This is a genomic window from Pseudomonas sp. N2-3-1-14 (assembly GCF_041228395.1).
In the GTDB taxonomy this organism is placed as follows: Bacteria; Pseudomonadota; Gammaproteobacteria; order Pseudomonadales; family Pseudomonadaceae; genus Aquipseudomonas.
In genome coordinates this window covers 5,369,547-5,389,023 of the sequence record NZ_CP166199.1, presented here as the reverse complement: position 1 = coordinate 5,389,023, position 19,477 = coordinate 5,369,547, and the positions used below count along the sequence as shown (strand labels likewise).

At 57.3% G+C, this 19,477-nt stretch carries 15 protein-coding genes and 2 tRNA genes; 16 read left to right on the top strand and 1 reads right to left on the bottom strand.

Annotated elements, in window-relative coordinates:
* Positions 1–6 precede the first annotated feature (6 nt).
* From rlmE to AB5I78_RS24880, 16 genes are all read left to right on the top strand, one after another.
* Positions 7–657 carry a 23S rRNA (uridine(2552)-2'-O)-methyltransferase RlmE gene (gene rlmE / locus AB5I78_RS24955; protein WP_065892263.1) on the top strand — a complete coding sequence of 217 codons (651 nt, stop codon included), beginning with the start codon at positions 7–9 and terminating at the stop codon, positions 655–657.
* Positions 658–857: 200 nt separating this feature from the next.
* A complete protein-coding gene (gene ftsH, locus AB5I78_RS24950) occupies positions 858–2,768 on the top strand; it encodes an ATP-dependent zinc metalloprotease FtsH (RefSeq protein ID WP_106579257.1) in 1,911 nt (636 codons plus the stop codon).
* Between the two features lie 8 nt (positions 2,769–2,776).
* Entirely contained in the window at positions 2,777–3,628 is an 852-nt protein-coding gene (folP, locus tag AB5I78_RS24945; RefSeq protein WP_369302496.1) for a dihydropteroate synthase, read from the top strand.
* A gap of 16 nt (positions 3,629–3,644) precedes the next feature.
* The gene (gene glmM / locus AB5I78_RS24940; protein WP_145162150.1) at positions 3,645–4,982 is read left to right on the top strand and encodes a phosphoglucosamine mutase; all 1,338 of its coding nucleotides are present in this window, start codon (positions 3,645–3,647) and stop codon (positions 4,980–4,982) included.
* 66 nt (positions 4,983–5,048) lie between these two features.
* Entirely contained in the window at positions 5,049–5,804 is a 756-nt protein-coding gene (gene tpiA, locus AB5I78_RS24935; RefSeq protein ID WP_003194193.1) for a triose-phosphate isomerase, read from the top strand.
* Positions 5,805–5,808: 4 nt separating this feature from the next.
* Positions 5,809–6,192 (top strand): preprotein translocase subunit SecG, encoded by a 384-nt coding sequence (secG, locus tag AB5I78_RS24930; protein WP_010206600.1) that lies wholly within the window; start codon positions 5,809–5,811, stop codon positions 6,190–6,192.
* Positions 6,193–6,214: 22 nt separating this feature from the next.
* Positions 6,215–6,300, top strand: a tRNA-Leu gene (locus tag AB5I78_RS24925).
* Between the two features lie 96 nt (positions 6,301–6,396).
* Positions 6,397–6,473: transfer RNA gene (locus tag AB5I78_RS24920), tRNA-Met, on the top strand.
* 140 nt (positions 6,474–6,613) lie between these two features.
* Positions 6,614–7,072: a ribosome maturation factor RimP gene (rimP, locus tag AB5I78_RS24915; RefSeq protein WP_003235029.1), complete on the top strand. Its 459-nt coding sequence runs from the start codon at positions 6,614–6,616 to the stop codon at positions 7,070–7,072.
* Positions 7,073–7,119: 47 nt separating this feature from the next.
* Complete coding sequence (nusA, locus tag AB5I78_RS24910) at positions 7,120–8,601, top strand: transcription termination factor NusA (RefSeq protein WP_008057419.1); 1,482 nt, start codon at positions 7,120–7,122, stop codon at positions 8,599–8,601.
* Between the two features lie 27 nt (positions 8,602–8,628).
* Entirely contained in the window at positions 8,629–11,154 is a 2,526-nt protein-coding gene (infB, locus tag AB5I78_RS24905; RefSeq protein ID WP_145162144.1) for a translation initiation factor IF-2, read from the top strand.
* A gap of 159 nt (positions 11,155–11,313) precedes the next feature.
* Positions 11,314–11,709 (top strand): 30S ribosome-binding factor RbfA, encoded by a 396-nt coding sequence (gene rbfA, locus AB5I78_RS24900; RefSeq protein WP_057725021.1) that lies wholly within the window; start codon positions 11,314–11,316, stop codon positions 11,707–11,709.
* A gap of 3 nt (positions 11,710–11,712) precedes the next feature.
* On the top strand, positions 11,713–12,630 hold the full coding sequence (gene truB / locus AB5I78_RS24895) for a tRNA pseudouridine(55) synthase TruB (RefSeq protein WP_106579253.1): 918 nt from the start codon (positions 11,713–11,715) through the stop codon (positions 12,628–12,630).
* A 115-nt stretch (positions 12,631–12,745) separates the two neighbouring features.
* A complete protein-coding gene (gene rpsO, locus AB5I78_RS24890) occupies positions 12,746–13,015 on the top strand; it encodes a 30S ribosomal protein S15 (protein WP_003176135.1) in 270 nt (89 codons plus the stop codon).
* Between the two features lie 194 nt (positions 13,016–13,209).
* Positions 13,210–15,315, top strand: coding sequence for a polyribonucleotide nucleotidyltransferase (gene pnp / locus AB5I78_RS24885; protein ID WP_119741048.1), 2,106 nt, complete (start codon positions 13,210–13,212; stop codon positions 15,313–15,315).
* 294 nt (positions 15,316–15,609) lie between these two features.
* Positions 15,610–16,230, top strand: coding sequence for a BON domain-containing protein (locus AB5I78_RS24880; RefSeq protein WP_119741050.1), 621 nt, complete (start codon positions 15,610–15,612; stop codon positions 16,228–16,230).
* A gap of 288 nt (positions 16,231–16,518) precedes the next feature.
* Here AB5I78_RS24880 and AB5I78_RS24875 read toward each other — a convergent pair whose 3' ends face one another.
* Positions 16,519–19,452 carry a DUF748 domain-containing protein gene (locus AB5I78_RS24875; protein WP_369302497.1) on the bottom strand — a complete coding sequence of 978 codons (2,934 nt, stop codon included), beginning with the start codon at positions 19,450–19,452 and terminating at the stop codon, positions 16,519–16,521.
* Between the last annotated feature and the right edge of the window lie 25 nt (positions 19,453–19,477).

Sequence of the window (19,477 nt, the reverse complement as noted above, 5' to 3'; positions counted from 1 at the left end):
TGGCCCGTGGCCCGTTCCAAAACTAGCCTTAAGTGGCTGCAAGAGCATTTCAACGATCCTTACGTCAAAAAGGCGCAAAAGGACGGGTACCGTTCGCGGGCCAGCTACAAGCTCCTTGAGATCCAGGACAAGGACAAATTGATTCGCCCCGGCATGAGCGTTATTGATCTTGGCGCGGCCCCTGGTGGTTGGTCCCAGGTGACCAGTCGTCTGATTGGTGGGCAGGGCCGCTTGATCGCTTCCGACATCCTGGAAATGGACAGCATCCCGGATGTGACCTTTGTTCACGGTGACTTCACCCAGGACACTGTGCTCGCAGAGATCCTCGAGGCAGTGGGAAATTCGCAGGTAGACCTTGTGATTTCCGACATGGCCCCCAATATGAGTGGACTACCGGCCGTCGATATGCCGCGCGCAATGTTCCTGTGTGAACTGGCGCTGGATTTGGCGGGTCGGGTGTTGCGTCCGGGTGGTGATTTTTTGGTGAAAGTCTTCCAAGGTGAAGGTTTTGACGAGTACCACAAGAACATCCGCAAGTTGTTCGACAAGGTGCAAACGCGCAAGCCAGACTCTTCTCGGGACAGGTCTCGAGAGCAATACCTGCTGTGCCGCGGCTTCCGCGGTGTTGAAGGTGCGGCGAGTGAAGAGCGTTTTTGAGGAATTCGAGGAAGGCGATAGGTTTTTTTATATCGCTTTCGTCACGAAGCTTTACGAATATTGTGTAGTCAAAGTTTCACAAAGGGTTACAGACGGCGCCTGCCAGAGTTGTAGGTAATGTAGTAAGTTAGGCCGGTGAATATCATGCGAAGCGCGCGCCAGTAGCGGAGCTTGCTTCAGAGGGTAGTTAATTGAACGATATGGCAAAGAATCTGATCCTGTGGTTGATCATCGCGGCAGTCCTGGTGACGGTGATGAACAACTTCTCCAGCCCTAACGAGCCGCAGACCCTCAACTATTCCGACTTCATCCAGCAAGTTAAGGATGGCAAGGTCGAGCGCGTAGCGGTTGATGGCTACGTGATCACCGGCAAACGCAACGATGGCGACAGCTTCAAGACCATTCGTCCGGCTATCCAGGACAACGGTCTGATCGGCGATCTGGTGGATAACCACGTAGTCGTTGAAGGCAAGCAGCCTGAGCAGCAGAGCATCTGGACTCAACTCCTGGTCGCCAGCTTCCCGATTCTGGTGATTATCGCCGTGTTCATGTTCTTCATGCGCCAGATGCAAGGCGGTGCGGGAGGCAAGGGCGGGCCGATGAGCTTCGGCAAGAGCAAGGCGCGCCTGCTCTCCGAGGATCAGGTCAAGACCACCCTGGCTGACGTTGCAGGTTGCGACGAAGCCAAGGAAGAAGTCGGCGAGCTGGTCGAGTTTCTGCGCGATCCGGGCAAGTTCCAACGCCTGGGCGGCCGTATTCCGCGCGGCGTACTGATGGTTGGTCCTCCGGGTACCGGTAAAACCTTGCTGGCCAAGGCGATTGCCGGCGAAGCTAAAGTGCCGTTCTTCACCATTTCCGGTTCTGACTTCGTCGAAATGTTTGTTGGTGTGGGTGCCAGCCGTGTTCGCGATATGTTCGAACAGGCCAAGAAGCACGCACCGTGCATCATCTTCATCGATGAAATCGACGCTGTTGGTCGCCATCGTGGTGCTGGCATGGGCGGCGGTCACGATGAGCGTGAGCAGACCCTCAACCAGTTGCTGGTGGAGATGGACGGCTTCGAAATGAATGACGGCATCATCGTCATTGCTGCAACTAACCGTCCTGACGTATTGGACCCTGCGCTGCTGCGTCCAGGTCGTTTTGACCGTCAGGTCGTGGTTGGCTTGCCGGATATCCGCGGTCGCGAACAGATTCTGAAAGTGCACATGCGCAAAGTACCGATGGGCGACGATGTGGCGCCTGCCGTGATTGCTCGTGGTACGCCAGGTTTCTCGGGTGCAGACCTTGCCAACCTGGTGAACGAGGCTTCGTTGTTCGCGGCCCGTACCGGTAAACGCATCGTTGAAATGAAAGAGTTCGAGCTGGCAAAAGACAAGATCATGATGGGCGCCGAGCGCAAATCCATGGTCATGTCCGAAAAAGAGAAGCAGAACACCGCTTATCACGAAGCCGGTCACGCCATTGTGGGTCGTGTTGTGCCTGAGCATGACCCGGTCTACAAAGTGTCGATCATCCCTCGTGGTCGCGCGCTGGGTGTCACTATGTTCCTGCCGGAAGAGGATCGTTACAGCCTTTCCAAGCGAGCGCTGATCAGCCAGATCTGCTCGCTTTATGGTGGCCGGATTGCTGAAGAAATGACCTTGGGCTTTGACGGTGTGACCACCGGTGCCTCCAACGACATCATGCGTGCCAGCCAGATTGCACGAAACATGGTGACCAAGTGGGGCTTGTCAGAAAAACTCGGTCCATTGATGTATGCCGAGGAAGATGGCGAAGTGTTCCTGGGGCGTGGCGGCGGCGGTCAAAGCGCCAGCTTCTCCGGTGAGACGGCCAAGCTGATCGACTCCGAGGTGCGCAGCATCATTGACCAGTGCTACGGCACTGCCAAGCAGATCCTGACTGACAACCGCGACAAGCTGGATGCCATGGCTGATGCGCTGATGAAGTACGAGACCATTGACGCCGACCAGATCGACGACATCATGGCCGGTCGTACGCCTCGTGAGCCTCGCGACTGGGAAGGCGGTTCAGGCACCTCTGGCACCCCGCCAGTGGTTCAGAACGAACGCCCTGAAACCCCGATCGGTGGCCCTGCGGCTGACCACTAAGGTTTGAAATGACTCCTGCGTCGTCCTCCACCCGGTTGCCTTGCGGTAACCGGGTTCTTGATTTGGCCCATACACACGTCATGGGCATTCTTAATGTAACCCCTGATTCCTTTTCCGACGGCGGCCGTTTCAGTCAGCAGGACGCCGCGTTGCGTCACGCCGAGGCTATGGTGCTGGCGGGGGCAACGTTGATTGATGTTGGTGGCGAATCGACTCGTCCGGGAGCACGTGTTGTTTCTCCCCTGGAGGAGCTGGAGCGCGTCGCGCCGATAGTTGAGCGTATCGCCCGCGAGCTTGATGTGATCATCTCGGTTGATACATCTACGCCGGCGGTAATGCGTGAAACGGCGCGCCTGGGTGCGGGCCTGATCAACGATGTGCGCTCCCTGCAGCGAGACGGTGCCCTGGATGCAGCGGCCGCAACCGGCCTGCCGGTGTGCCTGATGCATATGCTGGGAGAGCCCGGCAACATGCAAGACAGCCCGCACTACGACGACCTGGTAGGTGAAGTGAGTGGGTTTCTCGCTGAACGAATCGCTCAGTGCGCCACAGCGGGAATCGCTGCCGAAAAGATCATCCTTGATCCCGGTTTTGGGTTTGCCAAGACACTCCAGCACAATTTGAGTCTCTTTAAGCATATGGAAGCCCTGCATGCCCTTGGTCGGCCCTTGTTGGTCGGTGTTTCGCGCAAGAGCATGATAGGGCTGGCCTTGAATCGCCCGGTGGGCGAGCGGCTGTACGGCGGACTGGCGCTTGCTGCGCTTGCCATGACCAAAGGTGCGCGAATTTTGCGCGTGCATGATGTCGCCGAGACAGTCGATGTGGTGCGTATGATTGCCGCTGTAGAATCAGCCGAATAAGAATGACGGAGCACTTATGACTAAAAAATATTTTGGCACCGACGGTATTCGCGGTCGGGTCGGCGAATTTCCGATTACTCCTGATTTCATGCTCAAGCTGGGCTGGGCGGCAGGCATGGCGTTCCGCAGCATGGGCGCTTGCCGCATTCTGGTGGGCAAGGACACCCGTATTTCGGGTTATATGTTCGAATCGGCGCTGGAGGCAGGTTTGTCCGCCGCCGGTGCTGATGTGATGCTGTTGGGGCCAATGCCTACGCCTGCAATCGCTTACCTGACGCGTACCTTTCACGCTGAAGCCGGGATCGTGATCAGTGCGTCGCACAATCCCCACGATGACAACGGCATCAAGTTCTTCTCGGGCCAGGGCACCAAGTTGCCGGACGAGATCGAGTTGATGATTGAAGAGCTGCTGGATGCACCGATGACGGTGGTTGAGTCCAGCAAGCTGGGCAAGGTGTCGCGTATCAACGACGCATCAGGCCGTTATATCGAATTTTGCAAAAGCAGCGTTCCGAGCAGTACCAATTTTGCCGGGCTGAAGATCGTTGTCGACTGCGCCCATGGTGCGACCTATAAGGTGGCTCCGAGTGTATTCAAAGAGCTGGGTGCGGACGTGACGGTGCTTTCGGCGCAACCGAACGGCTTGAACATCAATGAAAATTGCGGTTCCACCCACATGGGGCAGTTGCAGGCGGCCGTTCTGGCTGAGCATGCCGACCTGGGCATCGCCTTTGATGGCGATGGCGACCGTGTGTTGATGGTGGATCACACCGGTACCGTGGTTGATGGCGATGACCTGCTGTTTATCATTGCTCGCGACCTGCATGAGCGTAACAAGCTGCAAGGTGGTGTCGTCGGCACATTGATGAGCAATCTTGGGCTTGAGCTCGCTCTGGCGGAACTGGGTATTCCGTTCGTACGCGCTAACGTCGGTGACCGATATGTGATCGCCGAGCTGCTGGAGCGTAACTGGCAGGTGGGGGGTGAAAACTCCGGGCATGTTGTCTGCTTCCAGCACACCACCACGGGCGATGCCATCATTGCTGCTCTGCAAGTGTTGTTGTCGTTGCGTCGCCGTGAAGAGAGCTTGGCTCAGGCGCGACAGGCGCTGCGTAAGTGCCCGCAAGTTCTGCTCAATGTGCGTTTTGCCGGTGGCGAAAACCCGATCGAGCACCCTGCTGTCAAAGACGCGTGCGAGCGCGTAACCCTGGCAATGGCGGGGCGTGGACGGGTGCTGTTGCGCAAGTCCGGCACAGAGCCTCTGGTGCGCGTCATGGTCGAAGGCGAAGACGAAACACAGGTTCGCGGCCATGCCGAAGACCTGGCAAAACTGGTAACTGAAATTTGCGCCTGAATTCGGCTTGCCAGTGATGATGTGGTTGGGTAACATCTGCGCCCACTTTGACCGACGAGGTACAGCATGCGTCGCACTATGGTAGCTGGTAACTGGAAGATGCACGGTACCCGCGCCAGTGTCGCTGAGCTGATCAATGGCCTTCGTCACTTGGCCTTGCCTAGCGGTGTTGATGTTGCGGTTTTCCCGCCTTGCTTGCATATCAACCAGGTTGTTGATGGCTTGAAAGGTAAGTCGATTCAGGTCGGCGCGCAGAATTCTGCGGTGGAGCCCATGCAAGGTGCGTTGACCGGCGAGATTTCGCCGAGTCAGCTGGTAGATGCGGGTTGTTCCTATGTGCTTGTCGGGCACTCCGAGCGCCGTCAGATGATGGGCGAGCGTGATGGGACACTCAACCGCAAGTTCGCAGCGGCACAGGCTTGTGGCTTGATTCCAGTGTTGTGCATAGGGGAGACCCTGGAGCAACGTGAATCGGGCAAGACTCTTGAAGTTGTCTCGCGTCAGCTGGGCAGCATCATCGAGGAGCTGGGTGTTGGTGCATTTGCAAAGGCAGTCATTGCTTACGAGCCGGTCTGGGCCATTGGCACCGGACTGACTGCTACGCCGCAACAGGCGCAGGATGTGCACGCAGCCATCCGCGCTCAGTTGGCGGCAGAGAATTCTGAAGTCGCGCAAGGTGTGCGGCTTCTATACGGCGGCAGCGTGAAGGCGGCCAATGCGGTCGAACTGTTCGGCATGCCGGATATCGATGGGGGGCTCATTGGTGGAGCTTCCCTGAATGCAGATGAGTTCGGTGCGATCTGTCGCGCCGCGGGAAACTGAAAAAATGCTGGAAACAGTCGTAGTCGTTTTTCATCTGTTGGCTGCCCTGGGCGTAGTTGCCCTGGTTTTGTTGCAACAGGGTAAAGGTGCGGATGCTGGTGCGTCTTTCGGTGCAGGTGCTTCAAATACTGTGTTCGGAAGCCAAGGTTCCTCTACCTTTCTTAGTAAGTTTACTGCTATACTTGCCGCCGGTTTCTTCATAACCAGCTTGGGGTTAGGTTACTTTGCTAAAGAGAAAGCTCATGTGCTGACTCAAGTAGGTCTCCCAAACCCAGCAGTGTTGGAAGTACCAAAAGCAAAACCGGCTTCTGATGATGTCCCGGTGCTTCAAGAGCAAAAGTCGGCTACTCCAGCGACTGACGTACCTCCAGCTCAAGAGCAGAAGTAAGAAGGGTTGTAAACGCTGTATTGCCGAGGTGGTGGAATTGGTAGACACGCAACCTTGAGGTGGTTGTGCCCATAGGGTGTAGGGGTTCGAGTCCCCTTCTCGGTACCAATTATCAGGAGAGCCCGCTGTTGCGGGCTTTCTTGTAGGTGGAAGGTTACATTGACCCTGTAAGGGATCGGTCGTATACTTCCGCCCCAGCTTTGTCGCGGGGTGGAGCAGTCTGGTAGCTCGTCGGGCTCATAACCCGAAGGTCGTCGGTTCAAATCCGGCCCCCGCAACCAGTTTTAGCGGAGCCCCTTTTAAGGGGCTTTTTGTTAGCTGGACACTTTCAACGCCGCTGTTCGACGGCGTTTCAAGGATGGGCGTTTCGCCCATTTTTTTATTTTGCACAGCATGCACATACATGCACGAGGGGGTTCAGGTGTCGAGCAAGCTAGAAGAGTTGCAGGCCTTGTTGGCCCCGGTGGTCGTGGCCCTAGGCTATGAATGCTGGGGTATTGAGTTTTCGGCTCAAGGTCGCCACTCAATGTTGCGCGTTTATATCGATAAAGAGGGCGGCGTGCTGGTGGACGATTGTGCCATTGTCAGCCGTCAGATCAGCGGTGTCCTGGATGTTGAAGATCCGATTTCCGTTGAATACACCCTCGAAGTTTCCTCGCCAGGCATGGAACGCCCACTGTTCACTATTGATCAGTTTGCAAAATTTGCCGGTGAACAAGTGAAGATCAAGCTGCGCTCTCCCTTTGAAGGGCGACGCAACTTTCAGGGCCTTCTGCGCGGTGTAGAAGAACAGGATGTCGTGGTGCAGGTAGAAGACCATGAATTCCTGTTGCCGATCGATATGATCGACAAGGCCAACATTATTCCCAGTTTTGACTGAGACGCGGATCCCGCGGATCCAATGGCTTGCGAAAGGCGAGGCGTACGATGAGCAAAGAAGTACTGCTGGTTGTTGAGTCGGTATCCAATGAAAAGGGCGTACCGGCAAACGTGATTTTTGAAGCGCTGGAGCTGGCCCTGGCCACTGCTACCAAAAAGCGTTTTGAAGACGAAGTTGATCTGCGTGTGGAAATCAACCGCCACACCGGTGCCTATGAGACTTTCCGTCGCTGGACGGTCGTCGAAGAAGCCGATCTTGATGATCCGGCCATCGAAACCTGGCCAAGCAAGGTTGCCGAAACGCACCCTGGCGCCAAGGTCGGTGATGTCGTCGAAGAAAAGATCGAGTCGATCGAATTCGGCCGTATTGCTGCACAGACCGCCAAGCAGGTCATCGTGCAGAAGGTTCGCGAAGCTGAGCGCGCTCAAGTCGTTGATGCTTATCGCGAGCGCCTGGGTGAAATCATCTCCGGTACCGTGAAAAAAGTTACCCGCGACAACGTGATCGTTGACCTGGGCAACAACGCTGAAGCGTTGCTGGCCCGCGAAGACATCATCTCTCGCGAAACCTTCCGTGTCGGCGTGCGTCTGCGTGCGCTGCTCAAGGAAATCCGCACCGAGAACCGCGGCCCTCAGTTGATCCTGTCGCGTACCGCGCCGGAAATGCTGATCGAGCTGTTCCGTATCGAAGTGCCGGAAATTGCCGAAGGCCTGATCGAAGTCATGGCTGCGTCCCGCGACCCGGGTTCGCGCGCCAAGATCGCGGTCCGCTCCAAGGACAAACGCATCGACCCGCAGGGCGCTTGCATTGGTATGCGCGGTTCGCGCGTCCAGGCAGTGTCGGGCGAGTTGGGCGGCGAGCGTGTGGACATTGTCCTGTGGGACGATAACCCGGCGCAGTTCGTAATTAACGCCATGTCGCCGGCTGAAGTGGCGGCAATTATCGTTGACGAAGATGCCCATGCAATGGACATCGCCGTTGGCGCAGATAATCTGGCTCAGGCCATTGGTCGTGGTGGTCAGAACGTGCGTCTGGCCAGCCAACTGACCGGCTGGACCCTGAACGTGATGACCGAATCGGACATCCAGGCTAAGCAGCAAGCTGAAACCGGTGACATCCTGCGCAACTTCATCGACGAGCTGGAAGTCGACGAAGACCTGGCGCAGGTGCTGGTAGATGAAGGCTTCACCAGCCTGGAAGAGATTGCCTACGTACCGTTGGAAGAAATGCTCAACATCGACGGCTTTGACGAAGACACCGTCAACGAGCTTCGCGCTCGGGCCAAGGATCGTTTGTTGACTAAAGCCATCGCTACTGAGGAAAAGCTGGCAGACGCCCATCCGGCCGAAGACCTGCTCTCGCTTGAGGGTATGGACAAGGATTTGGCGATGGAACTGGCGGTGCGCGGCGTAATTACCCGCGAAGACCTGGCCGAGCAGTCTATTGACGATCTGCTCGACATCGACGGCATTGACGATGATCGTGCCGGCAAGTTGATCATGGCCGCCCGAGCCCATTGGTTCGAGTAACTAGGCGCGGCCTGAGGAGAGAAGTGCATGACGCAAGTCACGGTGAAACAACTGGCCGATGAGGTCAAAACACCGGTAGAGCGCCTGTTGCAGCAGATGCGTGAGGCAGGTCTGCCGCACACCGCCGCCGATGAAGGTGTGAGCGACAGTGAGAAGCAGTCTTTGCTGACTCACTTGAAGAGCAGCCACAAGGCGAAAGTGGAAGAACCGCGCAAGATTACATTGCAGCGCAAAACCACCAGCACCCTGCGTGTTGCTGGTAGCAAGAGCATCAGCGTTGAAGTACGCAAGAAGAAAGTCTTCGTACAGCGCAGCCCGGAAGAAATCGAAGCCGAGCGCAAACGCGAACTGGATGAACGTCGCGCAGTAGAAAATGCTGCTCGTCAGAAGGCTGAAGAAGAAGCCAAGCGTCGCGCCGAAGAAGAAGCGCGCCGCCAGCCTGCTGCTGCGCAACCTGCTGGTACTGACGCGGTCGCCGCTCCTGCAGCGCCTGTTGAAGCTGTGCGTGAGGCTGCTCCGGTTGCCGCTGCACCTGCTCCTGCAGCAGACGCTCGCAAGCGCGACGAGCCTCGTCGTCCGGACAAGCCACGTGCCGACGATAACAATCGTCGCGGTGGTGGTGGCGATGGCGAGCGTAAAAACGCCCCACATCGTGCCTCGGTCAAAGAGAAAGCGCCTGCTCCACGCGTTGCCCCACGTACTACCGACGAAGAAAGCGATGGCTTCCGTCGTGGTGGTCGCGGCAAGGCCAAGCTGAAAAAGCGCAACGCCCACGGTTTCCAGAGCCCAACCGGCCCTGTCGTGCGTGATGTGCAGATCGGCGAGACCATCACAGTTGGCGATCTCGCCAATCAGATGTCGGTCAAGGCTGCTGAAATCATCAAGTTCATGTTCAAACTGGGTACGCCGGCGACCATCAACCAGGTACTGGACCAGGAAACTGCCCAGCTGGTTGCTGAAGAGCTGGGCCACAAAGTGACCCTGGTCAGCGACACCGCCCTGGAAGATTCCCTGGCCGAGTCCCTGAAGTTTGAAGGTGAGTCGTTCTCCCGTGCGCCGGTTGTGACCGTAATGGGCCACGTTGACCACGGTAAGACCTCGCTGCTCGACTACATCCGTCGTGCCAAGGTAGCTGCTGGCGAAGCCGGCGGTATCACCCAGCACATCGGTGCATACCACGTTGAAACCGAACGCGGCATGGTCACTTTCCTCGACACCCCTGGTCACGCCGCGTTTACCGCAATGCGTGCCCGTGGTGCCAAGGCGACTGACATCGTGATTCTGGTGGTTGCAGCGGACGACGGCGTGATGCCGCAGACCATTGAAGCTGTCCAGCACGCCAAGGCCGCTGGTGTTCCACTGGTTGTTGCCGTGAACAAAATCGACAAGCCGGGCGCCGATCTCGATCGCATCCGTAGCGAACTGTCGGTTCACGGCGTGACGTCCGAAGAGTGGGGCGGTGATACGCCGTTCGTTTCGGTCTCGGCAAAAGTCGGTACCGGTGTAGACGAACTGCTCGAAGCGGTCCTGCTGCAAGCTGAAGTACTCGAACTGAAAGCAACGCCATCGGCCCCGGGTCGCGGTGTTGTGGTTGAATCGCGTCTCGACAAAGGTCGTGGCCCGGTTGCAACCGTTCTGGTTCAAGACGGTACGCTGCGCCAAGGCGACATGGTACTGGTTGGTTCGAACTACGGCCGTGTACGTGCCATGCTCGACGAGAACGGCAAGCCAATCAAGGAAGCCGGTCCTTCCATCCCTGTCGAGATTCTCGGCCTGGACGGTACCCCGGACGCTGGCGACGAGATGAGCGTAGTAGCCGACGAGAAGAAAGCCCGTGAAGTGGCTCTGTTCCGTCAAGGCAAGTTCCGCGAAGTCAAACTGGCCCGTGCTCACGCTGGCAAGCTGGAAAACATCTTCGAAAACATGGGCCAGGCAGAGAAGAAGACGCTTAACATCGTCCTCAAATCTGACGTCCGTGGTTCCCTCGAAGCGTTGAACGGCGCCTTGAACGGCCTGGGTAACGACGAAGTGCAAGTGCGCGTTGTCGGTGGCGGTGTCGGTGGTATCACCGAGTCCGACGCCAACCTGGCACTGGCTTCCAACGCTGTACTGTTCGGCTTCAACGTGCGTGCCGATGCTGGCGCTCGCAAGATCGTCGAGCAGGAAGGCCTGGACATGCGTTACTACAACGTCATCTACGACATCATCGAAGACGTCAAGAAAGCCCTTACCGGTATGCTTGGCAGCGACGTTCGGGAGAATATCCTGGGTGTTGCCGAGGTGCGTGACGTGTTCCGCTCGCCGAAATTCGGCGCGATCGCCGGTTGCATGGTTATCGAAGGTGTTGTGCACCGTAACCGTCCAATCCGTGTACTGCGTGAAGACATCGTTATCTTCGAAGGCGAGCTGGAATCCCTGCGCCGCTTCAAGGATGACGCTTCCGAAGTGCGTGCCGGCATGGAATGCGGTATCGGCGTCAAGAGCTACAACGACGTCAAAGCTGGCGACAAGATCGAAGTCTACGAGAAGGTTCAGGTTGCTCGCAGCCTCTAACTCGCGCACTTCCGGAGCCACGCGACGCGTGGGCATGCAGATGCCCCGCGCAGCGTACGGACTCTAAACGCAACGCCCGGTCTGGCTTTTGTCAGGCCGGGCGTTTGCCGCTTTCAGACCCCACGGGTTTCACCGTGTGGCAGTAACAGGTAACAAGACATGGCAAAAGAATACAGCCGTACCCAACGTATCGGCGATCAGATGCAGCGCGAGCTGGCCCAACTGATCCGTCGCGAAGTCAAAGACCCACGCGTTGGCCTGGTCACCATCACCGCCGTTGAAGTGAGCCGCGACGTAGGTCACGCGAAGATCTTCATCACCGTGATGGGCCAGGACAGCAGCGAAGAAATCGCGCAAAGCATCAAGGTGCTCAACGCGGCTGCAGGTTTCCTGCGCATGCAGTTGGCCCGCGAAATGAAGCTGCGCAGCGTGCCTCAGTTGCACTTCCACTACGACGAAAGCGTCGTGCGTGGTGCGCACCTGTCGGCGCTGATCGAGCGCGCCGTGGCTGAAGACAGCCAGCACCCGTCCACACCTGAAGACGCCAAGGAGTAAGCGGTGGCTCAGGTCAAACGTATCCGTCGCAACGTCAGCGGCATTATTCTGCTCGACAAGCCCATTGGCTTTACCTCCAATGCTGCCTTGCAGAAGGTTCGCTGGCTGCTCAATGCCGAGAAGGCCGGGCATACCGGCAGTCTCGACCCCCTGGCCACCGGCGTGCTGCCGTTGTGCTTTGGTGAGGCGACCAAGTTCTCGCAATACCTGCTCGATTCCGACAAGGGTTACGAAACCCTGATGCAACTGGGCAAGACCACCACCACGGCCGATGCTGAAGGTGATGTTCTGCAGGTTCGCGACGTGACCGTTGGTCGTGCTGATATTGAAGCTGCTTTACCCGGTTTTCGTGGGCAAATCAGTCAGATACCGCCGATGTACTCGGCCCTCAAGCGTGATGGCCAGCCTCTGTACAAGCTGGCACGTGCGGGCGAAGTAGTGGAGCGCGAACCGCGTTCTGTTACTATTGCGCGCTTGGAATTGCTCGCCCATGAAGGCGACACTGCCCGCTTGGCCGTGGACTGCAGCAAAGGCACCTATATCCGTACCCTGGTGGAAGATATTGGTGAAAAGCTCGGTTGCGGCGCGTACGTTGCAGAACTGCGACGCACCCAGGCCGGTCCTTTCAGCCTGGCCCAGACGGTCACGCTGGAAGAGTTGGAAGCGGTACACGCCGAAGGCGGCAATGAAGCAGTTGATCGCTTCCTGATGCCATCGGACAGCGGTTTGCTGGATTGGCCATTGCTGCACTTCTCGGAGCACAGCGCGTTCTACTGGCTCAACGGCCAGCCGGTACGTGCCCCGGACGCTCCGAAGTTCGGTATGGTGCGGGTACAGGATCATAACGGTCGCTTCATCGGTATCGGTGAAGTGAGCGAAGACGGGCGCATCGCGCCGCGTCGACTGATTCGGTCAGAATGACCGAACGAGTGTGGCTGTTAACAGGCACGGTCAACACTCATTTTTAGATACAGGGATTTGTCCCTGGCCTGTTGAGATCACCCTTTGGGTGGTTTCCTGAAAAAAGGATTGCCTCATGGCTCTCGACGTTCAAGAAAAAGCACAAATCGTAGCTGACTATCAGCAAGCTGTTGGTGACACTGGTTCGCCAGAAGTGCAAGTTGCACTGCTGACCCACAACATCAACAAGCTGCAAGGTCACTTCAAGGCCAACGGTAAAGATCACCACTCCCGTCGTGGTCTGATCCGCATGGTAAACCAGCGCCGTAAGCTGCTGGACTACCTGAAAGGCAAGGATCTGGGTCGTTATCAGGCTCTGATCGGTCGCCTGGGTCTGCGTCGCTAATCAGCGATTGCGCTAGAGGTTGGTTGTCTGCCGTGTGTCAGTGGGATTCCCGCTGGCCCATGGCAGGCTCCCAGCCTCAAGTTTTATCTGGATACACGTTTTACCCTGGACGAGCGTCGGGCCGATTCCCGGCATTGCCCAAGAATTTCGCAAGAAGACAAGTTCCCCAAGAGCCACAAAGAAGGTAGGACACCGTGAACCCGGTTATCAAAAAATTCCAGTTCGGTCAGTCGACCGTTACCCTCGAGACAGGCCGTATCGCCCGTCAAGCCTCCGGCGCAGTGCTGGTCACCGTTGACGACGACGTCACCGTATTGGTGACCGTTGTTGGCGCCAAGACCGCTGACCCAAGCAAAGGCTTCTTCCCTCTTTCCGTTCACTACCAGGAAAAGACTTACGCTGCCGGTAAGATCCCTGGCGGTTTCTTCAAGCGCGAAGGCCGTCCTTCCGAAAAAGAAACCCTGACTTCCCGACTGATCGACCGTCCGATCCGTCCGCTGTTCCCAGAAGGCTTCATGAACGAAGTGCAGGTTGTCTGCACCGTCGTTTCCACCAGCAAGAAGACCGATCCGGACATCGCTGCGATGATCGGTACTTCGGCTGCCCTGGCCATCTCCGGTATTCCTTTCGATGGCCCGATCGGCGCAGCTCGCGTTGCTTTCCACGAAAGCACCGGCTACCTGCTGAACCCGACTTACGAACAACAGAAAGCATCGAGCCTGGACATGGTCGTTGCCGGTACGTCGGAAGCCGTGTTGATGGTTGAATCGGAAGCCAAAGAGCTGACCGAAGACCAGATGCTGGGCGCGGTACTGTTTGCTCACGACGAGTTCCAGGTTGTGATCAACGCTGTTAAAGAACTGGCTGCCGAAGCTGCCAAGCCGACTTGGACCTGGGCTCCACAGGCTGAAGCGACTGAACTGCTGGGTGCGATCCGCTCCGAGTTCGGCGCTGCCATCTCCGACGCCTACACCATCACCGTCAAGGCCGACCGCTACGCTCGCCTGGGCGAGCTGAAGGAGCAGGTTGTGGCCAAGCTGTCCGGTGAAGAAGGCCAGCCTTCTTCCAGCGACGTCAAAGCTGCCTTCGGTGAAATCGAATACCGCACCGTTCGCGAAAACATCGTTAACGGCAAGCCACGTATCGATGGTCGCGACACGCGCACCGTACGTCCGCTGAACATCGAAGTCGGCGTTCTGCCGAAGACTCACGGTTCGGCTCTGTTCACCCGTGGCGAAACCCAGGCTCTGGTTGTTGCAACACTGGGTACTGCCCGTGACGCACAGCTGCTGGACACCCTGGAAGGCGAGAAAAAAGACCCGTTCATGCTGCACTACAACTTCCCTCCGTTCTCGGTAGGTGAGTGTGGTCGCATGGGTGGCGCTGGTCGTCGCGAAATCGGTCACGGCCGTCTGGCCCGTCGTTCGATTGCAGCCATGCTGCCTGCCGCCGACGTGTTCCCGTACACCATTCGTGTTGTGTCGGAAATCACCGAGTCCAACGGTTCCAGCTCCATGGCTTCGGTCTGCGGCGCTTCCCTGGCGCTGATGGACGCTGGTGTGCCGATGAAGGCACCGGTTGCCGGTATCGCCATGGGCCTGGTTAAAGAAGGCGAGAAGTTCGCCATCCTGACCGACATCCTGGGCGATGAAGACCACCTGGGCGACATGGACTTCAAAGTAGCCGGTACCGCTAAAGGTGTTACCGCGCTGCAGATGGACATCAAGATCAAGGGCATCACCGAAGAGATCATGGAAATCGCTCTGGGCCAAGCCCTGGAAGCGCGCCTGAACATCCTCGGCCAGATGAACCAGATCATTGGTCAGTCGCGTACCGAGCTGTCGGAAAATGCTCCGACCATGATCGCGATGAAAATCGACACCGATAAAATCCGTGATGTTATCGGTAAAGGCGGCGCGACCATTCGTGCGATCTGTGAAGAGACCAAGGCTTCGATCGACATCGAAGACGATGGCTCGATCAAGATCTTCGGCGAAACCAAAGAAGCTGCAGAAGCTGCACGTCAGCGCGTTCTGGGTATCACCGCAGAAGCCGAGATCGGCAAGATCTACGTCGGTAAAGTTGAGCGCATCGTCGACTTCGGCGCATTCGTCAACATCCTGCCGGGCAAAGACGGTCTGGTGCACATCTCCATGCTGAGCGACGCTCGTGTTGAGAAAGTGACCGACATTCTGAAAGAAGGTCAGGAAGTGGAAGTGCTGGTACTGGACGTGGACAACCGCGGCCGTATCAAGCTGTCCATCAAGGATGTAGCAGCAGCCAAGGCTTCGGGCGTTTAATTACCCCGGCCTCACGCTGAAAAAAAGGACTCTTCGGAGTCCTTTTTTTATGCGCTTAGGAAAATGCCGATAAATCAGATGCTTAGTAAATCCCAAAAGCCGCAACTTGCATGCAAGGACAGCCTTCTTCATGCAAGTTGCACGATTCCGAAAATTGGTAATTTTTATAAGTGATTGTTTTATAGGGATTTAATTCGAAAATCTAACTTGGCACACTGCCTGCAATAATCCTGGTAACGCTGCAGCATCAAGGTTTACCCACTGCAGACTTTCAATAAAACAGGAGTTACTCGTATGAAGAAGTTCGCTCTCGCTACTGCTACCGCTCTGACCCTGGCCATGGGTGCTAACGTGGCCTTTGCTCAGACTTCCCAAGCTCCAATGACCATGGCTGCTGGCGAAGTGACCAAAGCCAAAGAATCCACCTCGGATACTTGGATCACCACCAAAGTCAAAGCTGACCTGCTGACCGAGAAAGGCATTCCTGGTTCAGACATCAAGGTTGAAACCAACAAAGGTGTGGTTTCCCTGTCGTCGACCGTAGCGATCTCTGATTCGCAGAAAGCCACTGCAGTAGCAATCACCAAGCGTATCAAAGGTGTGACCGCTGTTTCTGCTGACGGCCTGCTGGCAGGCGGCGCAACTAAAGCCGACAACGTCGACAAAACCAAAGGCGCAGCAGCTGACGCCAAGGGCGCCACTTCCGATACCTGGATCACCACCAAAGTGAAAGCTGACCTGGTAACCGAGAAAGGCATTCCTGGCACCGACATCAAAGTCGAAACCAACAAAGGCGTAGTTTCTCTGTCCTCTTCGGTCGCTGTGACTGAAGCACAGAAAACCACCGCGGTGAATATCGCCAAGAAAATCAAAGGCGTTAAAGCTGTATCGGCCGATGGCCTGAAAGCAGAGTAACGCTTAACTGTTCGTCTGAACTGAATAGCGGCGGCTTAGGGTGAGTTAGATATCCACCCAAGGCACCTCTGGAGTTCATGCGACCGACCACACGGATGTGGTCATTACAGGCCCCGGCACTTGTGTCGGGGCCTGTTCTATTCTGGGCGCAAACAAAACCCCAGGCCGAGCACAAACAAATGTGGGAGCTGGCTTGCCTGCGATAGCATCACCTCGATTCAACTGAATGACCGAGGTGTCTGCATCGCAGGCAAGCCAGCTCCCACATTTGGATGGGTGTCTCAGGTGTTACTCAGCATCCAGATGCATTGGGGTTACCACCCGGCCATCCTTCTCCGCCTGCCCCAGGTTGGCATCGATGAAGTACACCCGGTCATCTTCCAGCTGGCCCTTGTCCACCAGGTAGTCCTTGATGGCACTGGCTCGGTCTTGCCCCAGTTGACGCAGCAGTACATCACTGGCGCCCCAGAACTTGATCAGCCCGTCACGCAGCTTCGCGGTGCGTTCATCGCTGCTCAGGTCTTTCCACTCGGCCGGCGGTTGCTGTTTCAGACGGGTGCGGTAGATGCCTTCCAGCAACGGCGCTTTTTCCTTCTCGGGGACGACCAGCAGCGAAGCCTGGGCCGGAACCTTATCGCCACGGCGCTGCAGTATCTTGTAGTAGTTGTATTGATATTCACGTTCCAGTCGCTCGGCAGCGAGCAAGGGACCGTCACTGCTGGCAGCCGCCGTGCCTTCGATTTCAAGGCGCAGGGTAGGGCGCTCTTTCAGTGCTTTGGCCAGGGTATTCAGCGCGCCTTGAGCGTCTTTGTTCAATTCGCTGGAGCCTGGGGCGAACGACACATTGCCCAAGTCTTCCGAGCCGCCACCCGTGACCAGCCCACCGATGAACTTGAACGGCGCCGTCGCCGCGCGCACCACCAGGTTACGCAGGGTTTGCCAGACAATCGGCATCACGCTGAATTGCGGGTTGTTCAGGTCGCCGGTGACCGGCAGTTCGATGGAGATCTTGCCGTCGGAGTCCTTGAGCAGGGCGATGGCCAGGCGAATCGGCAAATCCACGGCGTCGGCGCTGTCGACTTTCTCACCCAGTTGCAGTTGCTCAACCACTACCTTGTTTTCAGCCTTCAACTGGCCTTTGGTGATCACATAATGCAGGTCCAGGTTGAGCCGGCCCTTGCGGATGCGGAAACCGGCGAACTTGCCGGAATACGGCGTCAACGTGGTCAACTCGACGCGTTTGAAGCTGGTGGCGATATCCAGCGCCGCCATCGGATCAAACGGGTTCACGCTGCCTTTGATGGTCACTGGCGCATAGCGATCCACCTTGCCCTTGATGTCGACGCTGGCCGGTTTGGCTTGGCGACTGTCAATGGTGCCGATCTGCCCGTTGAGCTGTTGAATGGCCGTGGCAAAGTTGGGCGTGAGGCTGAAGTCGGCAAAGTTGGCCGAGCCGTCATTGATCGCGATCTGCCCTATGTGGATGCCCAGCGGCTTGTCTTTGCTGGCCGCCGGCTTGGCTGCCGATTTGGCGCCACTGTCGGCCGGCTGCGGGATCAACAGGTCATCGATGTTGGTGGTGCGGTCATCATTGATCATGAAGCGCGCATACGGTTGCAGCAGGTTGACCTTGTCGATCGACAGGCTGTCGCCGTGTTGATAATTGACACCTTCGAGCACCAGGCGCTGCCATTTGAGGAAGTCGCGGGTCTTGAGCGTGTCCAGGGTGTGCAATTGGTCGACCTGAGCGCGGCCGGTGACCTGAAGCGCCAACGGCTTGGTGCTCTTGAGGTTCACATCCAGGTTGCTGCCCAACATGCCGCTGCGCAGTTCGAGCCGAATGAACGGGCTGATATAGGACTGAGCAACCCGCAGGTCGATGTCCTGGGTATTCACTTTGAGTTTGGCGCTGACCGGGTTGAGATTGACCTCGCCGGTTGCCTGGATCTTGCCTTGTTTACCCAGGCCGGAGTCGACCTTCAAGGTAAACGGGCTTTGGTTGAGGCTGTCGAAGTTCTGCACATCGACGTTCAAGGGGCCCAGTTCCAGCGCTACCGCAGGTTTGGCCTGACGGTCGGCCAGGTGCACCTGATAGTTACGCAGCTGCACATCCTTGAGCAGTACTTGCCAGGGCTTGCCAGGCGCGGCCGGTTCAGCCTTTGGCGAGTCGGCCGTTGCCGGCGCATTGGCGGGCTCGGGCGCCTTGGCCGGTTTGCTCGGTTGGCTGGCGAACAGTTTTTGCCAGTCCAGTTGCCCATCGGCTTCGCGGGCGGCCCAGGTTTCCAGCTTGTTGCTGCGAATCTTGCCGACCACCACGTGCTGCTTGGCCAGGTCCACCGTGGTGTCACTGACGTCCAAGCGTTCCAGGCGTACCAATGGGCGGCCATCGGGCGCCTTGATAGCAAACGGCGCAATGCTGGCGGCGGTGTTGGTCAGGTTCAGTTCGGTTTCTTTGGCCAGGCTGAATGTGTAGTCGGTGCTGAAATTCAGCACACCGTCTTCCAGCACGAGCGGCACGGCATCACGAACATACGGCCACCAGGCCTTCATCTTGCCGTCGGTGACTTTCAGCGTGCCCTTGGAGGTGATCGGCACCAGGCTGAAATTGCCTTTCCAGTCGATTTGCCCACCCTCAGGGCCGGCGGCCACCAGCGTCATGTCGGCGTTGTCTTCCGGCAAGGTGCTGAGGTTTTTCAGTTCAAAGTCGAGTTTGTCGTAGAGGAATTCGATCGGTTCGCTGGGACGCAGGTCTCGAAAATGCACATAGCCGCCCGCCAGCTTGATGCTGTCGATGCGCAGCGGGAATGGCTTGGCGTCGGGATCGGCCGGGGTCGGCTCGCTCGGCGGCAGCTTGAACAACTGCGCCAGGTTCAGTTGGCCGGATTTGTCGAACAGCAGCTCGGTCTTGGGTTGGTCGAGTTGCACATCGGCCAGGTGCAGGGCGCGAGTCCAGAGGCTGTCGATCTGCAGGTTGGCGTAGAGACGCTCGAAACCCACTTGCTCTTTGCCCGGTTCGCCGATTTTCAAGCCCCAGGCTGTCACTTCCAGGCTGAACGGATTGAGTTCGATACGCTCGATGCGTGCCGGCACCGTGGCGTAATGGGCCAGCTGTTGATTGGCAATACGAAGGGCGATGCCCGGCAAAATCAGAAAACCCAGCAAGCTGTACAAAGCCAGGGCGGTCAACAAGGCGCCAGCGGCGCGGATCAATCCTTTGGGCATGAGTGACGCCATCTATGTCGAACAG

What these genes read in the sequence shown, in the direction of transcription:
- ftsH (WP_106579257.1), top strand. Translation starts at nt 858, where the DNA reads ATGGCAAAGAATCTGATCCTGTGGTTGATCATCGCGGCAGTCCTGGTG.
- folP (WP_369302496.1), top strand. Translation starts at nt 2,777, where the DNA reads ATGACTCCTGCGTCGTCCTCCACCCGGTTGCCTTGCGGTAACCGGGTT.
- glmM (WP_145162150.1), top strand. Translation starts at nt 3,645, where the DNA reads ATGACTAAAAAATATTTTGGCACCGACGGTATTCGCGGTCGGGTCGGC.
- tpiA (WP_003194193.1), top strand. Translation starts at nt 5,049, where the DNA reads ATGCGTCGCACTATGGTAGCTGGTAACTGGAAGATGCACGGTACCCGC.
- secG (WP_010206600.1), top strand. Translation starts at nt 5,809, where the DNA reads ATGCTGGAAACAGTCGTAGTCGTTTTTCATCTGTTGGCTGCCCTGGGC.
- nusA (WP_008057419.1), top strand. Translation starts at nt 7,120, where the DNA reads ATGAGCAAAGAAGTACTGCTGGTTGTTGAGTCGGTATCCAATGAAAAG.
- infB (WP_145162144.1), top strand. Translation starts at nt 8,629, where the DNA reads ATGACGCAAGTCACGGTGAAACAACTGGCCGATGAGGTCAAAACACCG.
- rbfA (WP_057725021.1), top strand. Translation starts at nt 11,314, where the DNA reads ATGGCAAAAGAATACAGCCGTACCCAACGTATCGGCGATCAGATGCAG.
- rpsO (WP_003176135.1), top strand. Translation starts at nt 12,746, where the DNA reads ATGGCTCTCGACGTTCAAGAAAAAGCACAAATCGTAGCTGACTATCAG.
- AB5I78_RS24880 (WP_119741050.1), top strand. Translation starts at nt 15,610, where the DNA reads ATGAAGAAGTTCGCTCTCGCTACTGCTACCGCTCTGACCCTGGCCATG.
- AB5I78_RS24875 (WP_369302497.1), bottom strand. Translation starts at nt 19,452, where the DNA reads ATGCCCAAAGGATTGATCCGCGCCGCTGGCGCCTTGTTGACCGCCCTG.